Origin of the sequence: Acinetobacter sp. 197, assembly GCF_048148385.1 — a bacterium.
GTDB classification, from domain to species: domain Bacteria; phylum Pseudomonadota; class Gammaproteobacteria; order Pseudomonadales; family Moraxellaceae; genus Acinetobacter; species Acinetobacter pecorum.
In genome coordinates this window covers 1-13,275 of sequence record NZ_JAYWZK010000023.1, presented here as the reverse complement: position 1 = coordinate 13,275, position 13,275 = coordinate 1, and the positions used below count along the sequence as shown (strand labels likewise).

At 35.2% G+C, this 13,275-nt stretch carries 12 protein-coding genes and 5 pseudogenes; 9 read left to right on the top strand and 8 right to left on the bottom strand.

Annotation, left to right across the window (positions count from 1 at the left end; genetic code table 11):
• A partial coding sequence (locus tag VXQ11_RS15270; RefSeq protein ID WP_416706400.1) for a YadA family autotransporter adhesin occupies positions 1-1,071 on the top strand: 1,071 nt, incomplete at its 5' end.
• A gap of 238 nt (positions 1,072-1,309) precedes the next feature.
• Here the strand turns inward: VXQ11_RS15270 and VXQ11_RS15265 are convergent.
• The 4 genes from VXQ11_RS15265 to VXQ11_RS15250 all read right to left on the bottom strand — a co-directional run bounded on the left by VXQ11_RS15265 (position 1,310) and on the right by VXQ11_RS15250 (position 4,085).
• Positions 1,310-1,546, bottom strand: coding sequence for a hypothetical protein (locus VXQ11_RS15265; protein ID WP_180001823.1), 237 nt, complete (start codon positions 1,544-1,546; stop codon positions 1,310-1,312).
• 63 nt (positions 1,547-1,609) lie between these two features.
• Entirely contained in the window at positions 1,610-2,359 is a 750-nt protein-coding gene (gene mobC, locus VXQ11_RS15260) for a winged helix-turn-helix domain-containing protein (RefSeq protein ID WP_180001822.1), read from the bottom strand.
• Between the two features lie 3 nt (positions 2,360-2,362).
• Entirely contained in the window at positions 2,363-3,418 is a 1,056-nt protein-coding gene (locus VXQ11_RS15255; RefSeq protein WP_416706399.1) for a type IV secretory system conjugative DNA transfer family protein, read from the bottom strand.
• The gene (locus VXQ11_RS15250; protein ID WP_416706398.1) at positions 3,360-4,085 is read right to left on the bottom strand and encodes a hypothetical protein; all 726 of its coding nucleotides are present in this window, start codon (positions 4,083-4,085) and stop codon (positions 3,360-3,362) included. The genes VXQ11_RS15255 and VXQ11_RS15250 overlap by 59 nt, the downstream gene beginning before the upstream one ends.
• A 1,310-nt stretch (positions 4,086-5,395) precedes the next feature.
• Here VXQ11_RS15250 and repM point away from each other — a divergent pair.
• The 4 genes and pseudogenes from repM (at position 5,396) to VXQ11_RS15230 (ending at position 7,540) form a co-directional block, all read left to right on the top strand.
• Positions 5,396-6,325 carry a replication initiation protein RepM gene (repM, locus tag VXQ11_RS15245; protein WP_347748588.1) on the top strand — a complete coding sequence of 310 codons (930 nt, stop codon included), beginning with the start codon at positions 5,396-5,398 and terminating at the stop codon, positions 6,323-6,325.
• Positions 6,326-6,403: 78 nt separating this feature from the next.
• Positions 6,404-6,844: pseudogene (locus VXQ11_RS15240) on the top strand (plasmid replication DNA-binding protein); the annotation flags it as partial.
• Positions 6,830-6,919 (top strand): annotated as a pseudogene (locus VXQ11_RS15235) (DNA-binding protein); the annotation flags it as partial. The pseudogenes VXQ11_RS15240 and VXQ11_RS15235, both read left to right, overlap by 15 nt.
• 249 nt (positions 6,920-7,168) lie before the next feature.
• Positions 7,169-7,540, top strand: coding sequence for a rod shape-determining protein (locus tag VXQ11_RS15230; protein ID WP_416706397.1), 372 nt, complete (start codon positions 7,169-7,171; stop codon positions 7,538-7,540).
• A gap of 579 nt (positions 7,541-8,119) precedes the next feature.
• Here the strand turns inward: VXQ11_RS15230 and VXQ11_RS15225 are convergent.
• Both VXQ11_RS15225 and VXQ11_RS15220 read right to left on the bottom strand, forming a co-directional pair.
• On the bottom strand, positions 8,120-8,509 hold the full coding sequence (locus tag VXQ11_RS15225) for a tautomerase family protein (protein WP_416706396.1): 390 nt from the start codon (positions 8,507-8,509) through the stop codon (positions 8,120-8,122).
• Positions 8,510-8,668: 159 nt separating this feature from the next.
• Positions 8,669-9,556, bottom strand: coding sequence for a hypothetical protein (locus VXQ11_RS15220; protein WP_416706395.1), 888 nt, complete (start codon positions 9,554-9,556; stop codon positions 8,669-8,671).
• A 263-nt stretch (positions 9,557-9,819) separates the two neighbouring features.
• Here VXQ11_RS15220 and VXQ11_RS15215 point away from each other — a divergent pair, with 263 nt between their 5' ends.
• The 3 genes from VXQ11_RS15215 (at position 9,820) to VXQ11_RS15205 (ending at position 10,804) form a co-directional block, all read left to right on the top strand.
• Entirely contained in the window at positions 9,820-10,065 is a 246-nt protein-coding gene (locus tag VXQ11_RS15215) for a type II toxin-antitoxin system RelB/DinJ family antitoxin (RefSeq protein WP_000246756.1), read from the top strand.
• Entirely contained in the window at positions 10,055-10,348 is a 294-nt protein-coding gene (locus VXQ11_RS15210; RefSeq protein WP_000221358.1) for a type II toxin-antitoxin system RelE family toxin, read from the top strand. Before VXQ11_RS15215 ends, VXQ11_RS15210 begins: the two co-directional genes overlap by 11 nt.
• Before the next feature lie 72 nt (positions 10,349-10,420).
• Complete coding sequence (locus VXQ11_RS15205) at positions 10,421-10,804, top strand: hypothetical protein (RefSeq protein ID WP_164543274.1); 384 nt, start codon at positions 10,421-10,423, stop codon at positions 10,802-10,804.
• A gap of 509 nt (positions 10,805-11,313) precedes the next feature.
• Here the strand turns inward: VXQ11_RS15205 and VXQ11_RS15200 are convergent.
• Positions 11,314-11,452: pseudogene (locus tag VXQ11_RS15200) on the bottom strand (transcriptional regulator); the annotation flags it as partial.
• A pseudogene (locus tag VXQ11_RS15195) lies at positions 11,445-11,769 on the bottom strand (type II toxin-antitoxin system RelE/ParE family toxin). The pseudogenes VXQ11_RS15200 and VXQ11_RS15195, both read right to left, overlap by 8 nt.
• 265 nt (positions 11,770-12,034) lie before the next feature.
• Here VXQ11_RS15195 and VXQ11_RS15190 point away from each other — a divergent pair.
• Positions 12,035-13,275, top strand: a pseudogene (locus VXQ11_RS15190) (hypothetical protein); the annotation flags it as partial.

Here is a 13,275-nt window from a genome sequence, read left to right as displayed (position 1 = left end):
GACAGCAAAGCAACTGAAACTCTAACTGCCTCCAAAGATTATACTGACAGCAAAGCAACTGAAACTCTAACTGCCTCTAAAAATTATACTGACAGCAAAGCAACTGAGACCCTAACTGCCTCCAAAGATTATACTGACAGCAAAGCAACTGAAACCTTAACTACCTCTAAAGATTATACTGACAGCAAAGCAACTGAAACCTTAACTACCTCCAAAGATTATACTGATAACCAGGTATCAATCGTTAAAAAGACTATTGCTACACAACATAAATATATAAAGATCAATGGTGGTACATCCAGAGAGGCAGTTGCTACTGGAGAAAAAGGAATTGCTTTAGGGGGTAATACAAATGCACAAGGCAAGCAATCTATTGTAATAGGCGATAGTGCACAAGCCATCGGTGAGCAATCTATTAGCATTGGTACTGGTAATAAAATAACTGGAAATCAATCAGGGGGGATTGGTGGTTTAAGTTCAGTCAATGGTAACAACAGCTACAGTATTGGTAATGACAATACTGTGTCTGGTGATGGCACATTTGTATTAGGTAATAATGTTAATACTACCGCAAAAAATGTGGTGGTACTTGGCAATGGCTCTAGTTCTAATCGTGAAAATACGGTTTCAGTGGGTTCTAGTTCTAACCAACGTCAGATTATTAATGTAGCTAACGGTACTGCTGATACTGATGCAGTCAATGTAAGTCAGTTACAAGCTGCAAAAACAAGCGCTATCGAAACTTCGAACACTTATACCGATACTAAATTTAATTATCTTAATGAATCTATTAATAGTTATGTTCAAGATAATAAACAACGTTTCAAAGAAATTGATGAGCGTTTCGATCGTCAAGGTGCTATGAGTGCTGCAATGTTAAATATGGCAACCAGTACTTCAGGTCTTAAAGGTCAAAATCGTGTAGGTGTAGGTGCCGGTTTTCAGGGCTCTGAACAAGCCGTTTCCTTAGGTTACCAACGGATAATTAACCCCAATACTAGCTTTAGTCTAGGGGGAGCTTTTACTAAAGATGAGAGTTCTGGTGGGGTAGGCATGGGATTTAGCTGGTAAGTCTTAAGTATAAAATACTTCAAAGTATTCCATAGAATACTAAATGAAAATATTTTTTATATAAGTATGATTTTGATAGCCTTATTTATCAAGGCTATCCCATTGTGTACTTGAATAAAAAAGATCTGCAGTTTAAACCATAAAATTTTGTGACTATAAGGTGATTATTTTTTACTTAACATAAAATCTCTTATGCGAAATTAAAAAAAAACCCCAAGCTATGACTTGGGGTTTTTAATTAATAAGGTAAAACTTCGGATACTGGAACACCGATCTCTATAAGCTTTTGTGCGGTATCGTATGAAATCGTACATTTCAAGCCATGGTACTGCATCCAGTATTTTCCCTCTTTCGCGTACTTAATAGGTACTAGAATAAGTTCTTTATATTCTTCAGGTGAAAGACTTAGAATAAAATTACCTGTTAGGTTTAAAAGGAAACCTACTTCAGTTTTATCAAGCTCTATTTCAACCATTAAATTTCTCCAAAAATCAAATTATTCAATAATTTAATGAATTTCATGAGATATTCGATGTCTCTAGAAATCCATTGCTCGCTTTTCCCATTCCTCATATGAAATGAAATAAAAACGCTCTAATAAACCTGGGGGTATTGGGATTACTTTTCCCTTAAAAATAATTTTCTCTATTCGATGAAATAGCCTTTGCAGTCGGATAGTTAGCTGTTCAGGACATACATAAACCACTTCATCAATGACGCCCAAAGACATCATCTCGGCATAGTTCGCCAAAATCTCAACATAACGTTTAGGCGTTTTAGCTGACCGTTCTAACTCAACAGCAATTTTTCGTCCTTTAGGAGATCGTGCAACCGCATCTGGCACCTGAACCCATGTGGAACGGCTCTCATTGGCTCTTTTAAGCATCCTAGAGCTACTTTCCCATTGTTCCCAACCAAACCTTAATGCAACCACCTTAACGCGCTGTAAAGCCAAACTATGCGCTATAGTAATGGGCTTCACACGACTCACCTCAAAGAATTTAAATTTCTCATCTTCAGGTGTAGCTAAAAGCGTTCCAGTCGGAGTTAATCCCCAGATTTTGAGATTCCATGAACTCAGCTCAAAATCAACGGTATGAGCTTTAATCAGATCATTGGCTTCCATCTTCCGTAGAGTCCTTTGCACCCCATTGGGTGTCATTTTTAGAAATTGAGCCAAGATTTTTGCTGTGCTGTATCCCTCTTCAAGTAAGAAAGAGAGAATCTTCCTTTCCTTCTCAGCTTTGATTCTGTCTCGTTCTGTTTTTGAGTTAATTAAATTGGACATAACTCACCTCAATTCACGAAAAACTAAAGAGGTATCTAAATCTGATTTTTCAGAAATTTGGGGATGATCAAAGCTTATGATTTTTTTCGAATCAGAATCTTTTTTGACTTCAATGGGATAAACGGTAGATATTTTGGCAATGCCATTTCCAAATAAAACCCCTGTTTTAGGAGGCAGTGATAGCATCATATTAATATCTATTAAATTCCGTTCGGACTGTCGAATCTGTTTTTCACCAACAACTCGATCAGTCAGACTCAGTGTTTTTTCAGTACTGCGAGATTCATCATCTCCTAAAATTTTCCCTGAAAGATCCGAAAAATATTGAGCAGTTTCATAGTCCGCAGCGCGATAGGTAAACTTTAAAGGGCAATTTGCTAAAACAGAACCTGCAAACGCATTTGCATCCATATTTTCTGGCACATTCGTTAAATCATTGATACTTTGATGGGCCAGAATGAAATGCAGCCCTTTATCTCTGATAACTTTCAATGAGTCACCAAAGATTTTAGAAATTTGGAAAGAAAGCTCATCAAGAATGACACAAACTTGTTTTGGCTCTTCAAGGCTGTTATCTCGTTCACTCGCAATTTGAATAATCCGGGCGAGAACCATACGTTGTACTTTGACATATTTTGGATCTTCCCAATCGCCTGCAATATAGAGAACTTCGCCATTTTCAATAATTTTTTTTAATGAAATCCCTTTGGTTGCATTAACTGCTTTAACCCGACCTATTTCTTGTAGCTGGTTGGCAAAACTTTCAGCCTCATTTTCTTTACTTCTAAAATATTGATCATATTCCTGGCTAATCTGGGTTGCTGTCAGCCCAGGCTGATAGTTTTCCCCAACAAATCTTGCCATCCTACGGTCTTTACCACGGTAATAATCAGCAGCATCACCTCGATCTTCTAGCAAAAAACCAGTGATCAAAAGATTTTCAATTTGATCTGATGTGGCATCTTCAAAAAGATTTAACTGGGCTGCCTCATGACGGAGATCAAGAAAATAATATTGTGTCTTTGGTTGCTTGTTGACATACGTGGGGAAACCATTCATCTCCGCCTTGTTTTGGATCAAAAATAATCGTAGCTTCACGCTTTAATATCGCCTGAAATGCTAAGAGTCCAAGCAAAACACTTTTACCAAAACCAGAGGTTCCAGTAATTTGAGTATGAGAAAGTGTTTTCTCTCTGAAAAAAATAGGTTTTTTATTAGAATCTAAGCCGAAAAACCACTTTTCAGAAGAAAAAAACTTTTGAGGATCATATTTAAGAATCGACTTAAAACTTTTCTCAATATCCCGAATATCTGTCTTTTGATCTCGCTTAGTTCCTGCGCCCTGAGTAAAAAAATTCCCTGTTTTTTCACATATAGGGGTAAAAAATCGATCAAATAAAATTGAGATAAAAAAGCCCGCTACACCAAAACTTAAAAAAAGCCATAGTTCATTTTTGCTAACTTTTCCAAAGAAATATGCGACCATCCATAAAATAAAAAAAGTAATCAAACATAAGAAAAAAGCATAAAAAGAAAATTGTGAGGCCGCTTTTCTATAGCCTGCTTCATTTGGCTTAGCACTTAGTACGACAAAAGCAAACATTCCAACGAATGCAGATATCAAATGACGTAATGGATGTGCGAAAAAAATACTTAAAAAAGATGATATCTCAGCAGAAAAAATGATTAATACAAAACATAGAGCGACTAGTAACCAAGTCCGCATAAATTATCTTCGAGGCTTAACAAGAAAAAAATAATATAGCTGTTTTTTTCTAAAAAGCAAAAATAAATTAAATGTAAGTTATTGAATATATTAAATTTGTGGTATATGCTTATAATCTAGAATTGATTAACTAGCTGATTCAGAAACTAATATTATTACTAAAAAAATTAATCACCTTAAATTTTTAAAAATTAATATTCTGATAAATTTCTATAACAGGATACGCGGTTGCCCCGAAGGGGGGCTGAACGACAGTGAAGCATCCTCGCAGCCCCAGCGAAGAGGACAAGGGGGGAGCCACGAAAGGGAAAAAATGGAAGCGAAGCGCACCCGTTTTTTAAGGCGTCCCAACGCCTGACCTTGAAGTGGGGGGCTAGCCCATCCCCGTCGTAACGCAGTGCACGACCACCCCCTTACTGAAAAGTATTGAGCTTCATTTGCTACGCAATGAACTCAACGGACTTTTTTAACCGTAAGAGGGTGGTCGTGCGCGACAGCGCACCGACGGGGACTCCGTAAGAGGTAAAAACGCCCTAGCGTTTTAGCAAATCCGTCCCGAACCCTTTCGGGCTGAAAACAAGCGATAGCGCAGGTTTCAGAGGATAGTGTAGCGGTTGCGTTACCGTGAATCTAAGTACACCTTTCGGCACGTCTCCTCGGCACTGCGTTTCGGCTAATGAAGACTTCCTAACTGACATGCCGATATGCCATTCCCAAAGATATTCTTTATTGGCTTTAGACATTTACTTATTAAGCGAGTGTCTACGAGCTGCCACAACTAAAATTCGTCCTTGTTTTTCCCTGATTACAAGCTCCCTTATGATGTTAAAACTTAAGTTCAGAGCATCCCGAATGGGTGCGAACTGATGTAATTTGATCCTAGACGAGCGAAGCGAGCATAAAAAACTTATGAGCGAAGCGAATTCCGAGTTTCTTTTTTGATGGTTTATCCCAAGTATTAACCTAAAATTGCCCCTACGAACTGAGCTTTAGCGAAGTTCAATAGAGTTTGAGCGTAGCGAAAACATAGGGCAATTTTTCATGATATGGGCTTTTAATTATTTTAAATGCTTTTAAATGCTTTTAACTGAGCTGAAAGCCTTGTGTAGAAAGCATTATAGCTCCTATTAAACTAGGTTTATCGACCTATTAAACTAGGTTTATCGACCTATTAAACTAGGTTTATCGACCTTTAAAGCTAGGTTTATCGACCTTAAAGCTAGGTTTATCGACCTTAATAATTTTAATAGACACGTTTATTTAAATAGTCTATTGTACAACCTAGTTTAATTATAAATTTATTATTAGAAATGAGTGAATTAATCGTCAAGGATAATGCCTTAATTCAAGCTAGCTATACGTTAGATACTGTTGAACAGCGTTTAATTCTTCTAGCTATAGCAGAAGCAAGACAAACAGGTCATGGGATAACAGAAAATAGCTTATTAGAGGTACATGCCAGTAGCTATATAAATACGTTCAATGTTGAAAAACATACTGCCTATACAGTCCTTAGAGATGCATCAAAAAGCCTCTTCGATAGATACGTCACATACCATGATGTTAATCCTAAAACAGGTAAGGATCGTAGTTTCCATTGTCGTTGGGTTGATAAAATTGGTTATGAGGCTCAGTCGGGAATTGTTTTTTTAAGATTCACTCAAGATATCGTTCCTCTTATAACCAGACTAGAAGAGAATTTTACTAAATATGAGTTAGAACAGGTCTCACGCCTAACTAGTTCTTATGCTATTCGACTCTATGAATTACTGATCCAATGGAGGTCAGCAGGAAAAACTCCCGTTTTTGATCTGTCTATCTTTAGACAACAATTAGGCGTTGAACCTCACCAATACAAAACTATGAGTAACTTCAAAACCTATGTTTTAGACTTTGCACTGAATCAAATAAATGAACTAACAGATATCACTGCTAAGTATGAACAACATAAGAAAGGGCGTACCATTTCAGGATTTTCGTTCACTTTTAGACAAAAAAAAGATACCTCGAAAAAAGTAATCACAAGTGAAAATCCCTCAGATTATTTCTCGAAAATAACTGATCCACAGCGTCACCTATTTGCCAATAAGCTTTCTAGACTTCCTGAAATGAATACATATTCTCAAGGTACAGAAAGCTTTGAACAATTTGCTGTGCGCATTGCAGAAATGCTTAAAGATGCCCAAAAATTCGAAGAATTATTCCCTTATCTTCAAAAAGTTGGCTTTGCGCCTGCCTAAAATTTAAACTTGATCATTTGTCTATTAGACAGTCTAATAGACAGTAACTTTTTACAAGTTTAGGCATAGGTTTACTGAATGAAAACCCTTACAGTTCTTGAACTTTCCAAGCTTTACAACATCAATAGACAAACGATTTACAACAACATAAAAAAAGGAATTTTAAGTAAAAATTCTGATAATAAGATAGATCTAGCCGAAGCTATTCGTGTCTTTGGGGAGCCAACTAAAAAACAAGATGTAAAAGAATCTGTAAAAATAGACAGTCCAAATTCGGCAGAAGTTTTACTACTTAGACAGCAGATAGACATACTGAAAAATCAGCTTGATGATGCTAAAGATCGTGAGTCTTTCTACCAGAATCAGATCGAGACGATGCAACGCCTACTGGAAGCTCCCAAAGTGCCAAAAATGGAAGATCCAACACCTGTTGCACCACCTCAAGAGACTGTTGAAGTACTAGTACCTGAAAACCCTATTGAGACTCAGACTGAGATCCAAACGCAGAATAAGCGAGTCCCTGTACCTGAGCATGTTGAACCTGAGCCTAAAAAACGTGGCTTCCTGAGCCGTTTTTTCTTGCCCAATGGTTAATGTGAGCTACACAAAGTCGTGGAACATTGCTCATTTATTAAGCGTGGAACATGAAAAATCATTAAAAAAGCCCAATCGGATAGGATTGGGCTTTTTACTATGCGATAAAGCTATGAATTAAAACAAATAATTTAGAGCATTTCGTATAAGGTGTATTATGTTAATTTTAGAAGAAATTAAGAATTATCCAATTGAAATTAAAAAAAATATATATTTATAATTAAATGAACATCCAAGTTAAGAACTAAAATGATAAGAGACGATTTAAAAAAATATCCTAAAGCGATATGGGTACATTTTTATAAAAACCGTATAAGTTTGATGGCAGAGAATGGCATGGCCAAAGCAACTGAAATTCCTAAATCACCTTATGATCACCCAAGAATGATTTTGGCAGATTTTGAAAGCGCTACAACAACATTAAAAGCTTTAATGAGACACCATTCTAACGGTTTATCTTTTTTCAAGTTTACAGCTCCTATTACTATTGTCCAAATAATGGAGCCGATACAAGGTAGTTTAACTAAGATTGAAATACGAGCTTTTAAGGAGTTATTTTTTAATGCTGGTGCAAGAGAAGTAAAGCTATATGACCTTGATGGAAATTCTATTGAAGAATAATTTTACAAGCCCTATTTAACATAATGGCTGTTATAAGAAATGAAAAAGCCTAGACTCGGATCTAGGCTTTAAATTTTAAAAAATACATAAAAATTAAGGCGATAGTCCCAATTTTTTAGCTTCGTATAACGTGTATTATGTTAATTTTAGATATTATTTAAAATTGAATAAGGTATTAAGGTGTGTATAAAAAAACTCTATTTATTATACTGACTCTATTTTTTTTATTTTTTAGTCTATTTTTTTGTTTTAAGTTTATGTCGGAATTTATCGTAATACCTTATTTATGGAAATTTTATGGGAAATATCTTATTGTACTACTGATCCCAATTTTTGGATTTTTTGAAAATCTTTTAATATGGCAACGTGTTAATATTATTCACAATGGTCAGATAATAGCCCCCATTTCTCTTGGATTACTATTTGGATTAGTTATTTACATAAGTTTATGATTTTTTATAAAATATAAATAAGATTGGGCTGTTCTTTATAGAGATTTTGATTATCCATTTAACATAATGGCGATTATACGAAATTTTTAAATTTCGTATAACGTGTATTATGTTAATTTTAGAAAATTTAAACATTTACCGTATAATTCAACTGTAGTTCATCCGCATTTCTCCCTCTAATGCCCCAGTTTTCTTTAGGAGTCTCAAATATAGTTATCTCAACATCATTTGAGTCAATACCACATAGATTATTTATATTTTCGAATAGAGACCTAATAAATGCTTTTTTAGTCTCTTTTGTTCGTCCATCAAACATGGAAATTTCAATAATTATATAAGATTTACTACGATCTGCTGGATATACAAAATTTTTGGATTCTAGTGCAATAAAACGTTGAAACCTTTTCTCTTCAGGGTATTTTAATTCTTTAACTAAAGCCTGATGGATAGCTTTACTTAAATTATCACGATGTAATTCTATTGTTTCATCTAAAGCATAAATTTTTATCTGAGACATTACTTTCTCTAAATTAAAACCCTAATTTTAGCTTAATTTCTTCCCCCATTTAACATAATGGCTGTTATAGGAAATGAAAAAAACCTAGACTTCGGTCTAGGTTTTAAATTTTAAAAAATACATAAAAATTAAGGCGCATGAAACTTCAATTAAGCTATATTAATAATTACATACCATAGAAACAGCACCTTGATAGTTACCATTATTGCTCAAAGTCATACGGTAAATTGCACCAAGCACTAGGCTATTTGGTCCATTATCAGCTATGTTAAATGTACCGATCTGATTTGATTCACCTTGTTGTCCTACGATACCCAATAAGTTATAGCTGTTATAGTTATTGAATGAATCAACCCATCTCATTGATGAAGCAAAGGTAGTTTCATCACTGCCATTTTTTGCAGTAAATTTAACGTCGATATTGCCGTTAGGATTTAAGGTAATACTTCCATTATGAATGGATGGAGAAATAAATTTTTCAAATTGGCCACTATTGGTCACTTTTGCTTGAGTAGCATTAACATCAGTACAGTTAATTTGTTTGGTTTGGGCAGAAATACGCTTAGTAATGATTGGGGTAAATGCAAAATAAAAATAAGAGGCATTGCTATATTTGGAAATATCTGTTGGTTTTATTTCCCCATTTTTTTCATAATTAAAAATTCCTTTGGTTACACGAGCAATCGTAAAGTTTTTATTTCCAGCAATTTCTTTCGCAACAATATCTCCTGTAATTTTGTAATCACCAAATTCGGTGATAATACCATCGGCATTTTGTTTTACAGAATCAAGTCTTGATACACCAGAAGAATTAGGGTAGTCAAAAATAATGTTGTAGGTTTGTGATGGATTCAATTTTTCTAATAATGAACCAGTAGAAGTATCTGGTGTGGTGCCGCTGTTCCCTGTAGAGCTCGATGCACCATTCCCTGTAGAGCTCGATGCACCATTCCCTGTAGAGCTCGATGCACCATCACTGCCGCCGCCGCAGGCAGTTAAAGTAAGACCCAAAGAAATAACTAAAAAAGAGGTCTTAAATTGGTTCATGGTAATTCCTAGTTTAAAAGAATCAACTATATTCTATTATTAGAATACTGAAAATAAAAACATCTTTTTATTTACAATAACTTAGGTGCATAAACCTACTTTTAAAGGCTTATTCAGCAAACAATGATTGATAGCTATTAACTTTATAGGCATATTTAATTCAAATATATCTCCCCTTTAACATAATGGCTGTTATGCGAAGTCGAATTGTAATGCAATTTGCATTACACTATTCCTAGTACATTAAACACTTGGAAAATATGATGGCTACTGTTAACTTCAGGGTCGATGAAGCCCTTAAAGAAAAATCTTATTCAATTCTTAAAGAGCAAGGTATTGCACCTACGGATTTCTTCACTAGTATTCTTGAGTATGTTGCTACGACTGGGAAACTGCCCGTCAAAAAAGCTTTGCTTTCGGAAGAAGATGAAGAATTATTAGCTCTTGTCCGTAAGCGCATTAACGATCCTAAAGAGATGTTTGAGGAAGTCACATTAGATGACTTATAAGCTTTTACGTCACAAGGACTTTACAGCAGAATGGGAAAAACTCCCTGTTGCTATACGAGATCAATTTAAAAAGAAACTAGCTAAAGTCATAGAGCAGCCACATATTCCAAAGAACATGCTTAGAGGCGATCTTGCAGGTTGCTATAAAATCAAATTATTAAAAGCTGGTGTCCGACTTGTCTATCAAGTTAAAGATGATCAGGTAGTTATCCTGCTCATTACCGTCGGAAAACGAGCTGATAGCATAGTTTATGACGAAGCGAAAAAGCGAATTAAAGACTAAAAATGGGAGCTTATAGCTCCCATTTCTGCCTTCGTATAACGTGTATTATGTTAATTTTAGAAAATATTAAGTATGTGGAAAATATATAAAGAAGAAAATTCTGATCTTGGATTTGCTATTGGGTGTCTATTTTCAGAAGCAATTAATCTAAATGAGTTTAGACAATGGATTGAGCTTTGTATTAACGATTTAAATCAAGATGAAATACCACTTTATATGTTTGATCTTATAGATTTCGAGGACTCATTAGCGAAGATTCATTCAGTTATTGGATTTGTACCAAGCTCTAGGCTATCAAAAACAGAAAAAATAGCGTTAGAAGGCATTTCTTATCTAAGGGGAATAGATATTTTTGACCCTATTTATACGCAGCAACAATCCATTGAAGCCTTAAAGGACAATCCACATATATCAGAGAAATTTAAGAAAACTTTTCCTTTTATAAGCTTTATTTAACATAATGGCGATTATACGAAATGCATTTTTAAAAGCCATTATTTATCAAATACTTAAGCTTAAAAAAACAAAATCAAAAAGATCAAAAAACGCACGACTTAACAACTCGTGTGTTTTTTAAGCAAATTTGTAATGTTTAGCCAATAGAATCGACTAAAAAACGCTCAATTTTGGCATTTTTTCCTCGTTATCAAGCTTCCAGGATATGAAATTATCCCCAATTTCTGCGGATAAACCTGGGACAGTTTTTAGCCGGTCTTGTACGCATATGCTCACAATAATTCCGGCCCTTTGCGGCTGTCCAGGTGCCTGAAATTTTTCTATGATGGATTCATCAGGAACAGGAAGTTCTACACAATAATAAGAACAACGATACGCACAAGGACTGTAAGGTATGACAGGAGTTATACCGAGCGAACCCATACGAAAAACCCCGGCAGGATGCCGGGGTTTTTTATTATCTACACTATTTAGATCAGAGTTGGATGGGCATCCAGAATGCGAATTAAATAAGCCAATTTTCTCACGTACCTTTTTAATATCTGGCAGTTCAAGCTCTGAGACTTGACTTGCCTTCACCTCATTACGTTTGATGGCACCAGCTTCTTTGATTGAAGCAACCAGGTCATCAAATAAGTTGTTATCCATGAAATTGCTCCTTCACTAATTGACGCAGGATCAAGGTTTCTTTATCGCTCAGGTTATCTTTCACTGACTTTGGATAAGCAACCAAGAAAAATATCTGATCATTCTCTGTGACCCAGTAATAAATAGATCACACGGATAATACCGCTTTTGCTTTTATTGCCCTGAGCACAAAGTACTTTACGAATGCCACCGCCATTCTTGATTAAGTCGCCCTTATCAGGCTGTACCAAGAGATCTTGCTGGAACTGACGCTACTCTTCATCACTTAAAAACTCTTTGATTTTCTTGGTAAAAATACTTTTTTCAATGAATAACATATGGTGAAGTACGTCAATGGCGTATAAAAATCTTAGCAGTTTTAAAAGAAAAAACGAGAGATTCTAGCTCTCGGCTCGCATAATCCATATTGTATTAACTTAAAGAAAGTTCAAATTTATTTAGCAGATTGTATTTTCCTGTTTTGCTATTTTTTGAACACAAAATGTCAACACGCCTTGATTTTCTAAAGAGTATTTTTGTTTTAAACGATACGTATAACCTTGTCTTCACTGACACATAATTTTTAGAATTATGGAGCAAGATATGAATAATATATTCAAAAAAAAATACTTAAAATCAATGTATTATAAAATAATAGTATCTAAAGATATTAAGATCAATAGTAAGACTAGTAGTAACATTTGTATTATCATCCCACCAGTTCGCCATACTGACTATAAGATACTAACCTTAAAGGTTATTTTTTTGATTCTTACAACTTTTAGTAGCAACACTGTTTGGGCAGCTGTGATATGCGTAACTGATCCTGTTTCTGGAGGAAATACGGCAACAGGTGCAATTGCAGTGGCCTGTGGAATAAATAATACAGCAAGTGGTCTAAATAGCAGTGCTTCGGGCATTGATAATACAGCTTCTAATGAAGCTACTAGTGCTTTGGGTTATGCAAATGAAGCTAAAGGTAACTCTAGTAGTTCAATAGGATTTTTTAATACATCCTCTGGCAGTTATAGTAGTGCAATTGGTTATATTAACAATGCATCAGGCGATTATAGTAGTGCCTTAGGTTCTGATAATAAAGCATCAATTGAGTATAGTAGTGCTATTGGCTTTAACAATAATGCATCTAATATAAATAGTAGCGCCATAGGATCTAGTAATATCGCATCAGGCAAAGATAGTAGTGCTATTGGCTTTAACAATAATGCATCTAATATAAATAGCAGTGCATTTGGTTATAAAAACACAGCATCAGGCAAAGATAGTAGTGCAGTAGGTTTTGAAAATATATCAAAGGGTGATTATAGCAGTGCATTTGGTTATAAAAACACAGCATCAGGCGAAGATAGTAGTGCATTTGGCAGCTATAGCCAAGCAACTGCAACAGGCGCAACCGCTATCGGTAGTTTCTCGATTGCAGATGAAAGCAATACGATTTCAGTTGGTAGCAGGGGATTTGAGAAGCGTATTACTAATGTAGAAGATCCAATAAATGATACTGATGCTGTAAATAAAGCCTATACTGACAGCAAAGCAACTGAAACTCTAACTGCCTCCAAAGATTATACTGACAGCAAAGCAACTGAAACTCTAACTGCCTCCAAAGATTATACTGACAGCAAAGCAACTGAAACTCTAACTGCCTCTAAAAATTATACTGACAGCAAAGCAACTGAGACCCTAACTGCCTCCAAAGATTATACTGACAGCAAAGCAACTGAAACCTTAACTACCTCTAAAGATTATACTGACAGCAAAGCAACTGAAACCTTAACTACCTCTAAAGATTATACTGACAGCAAAGCAACTGAAACCTTAACTACCTC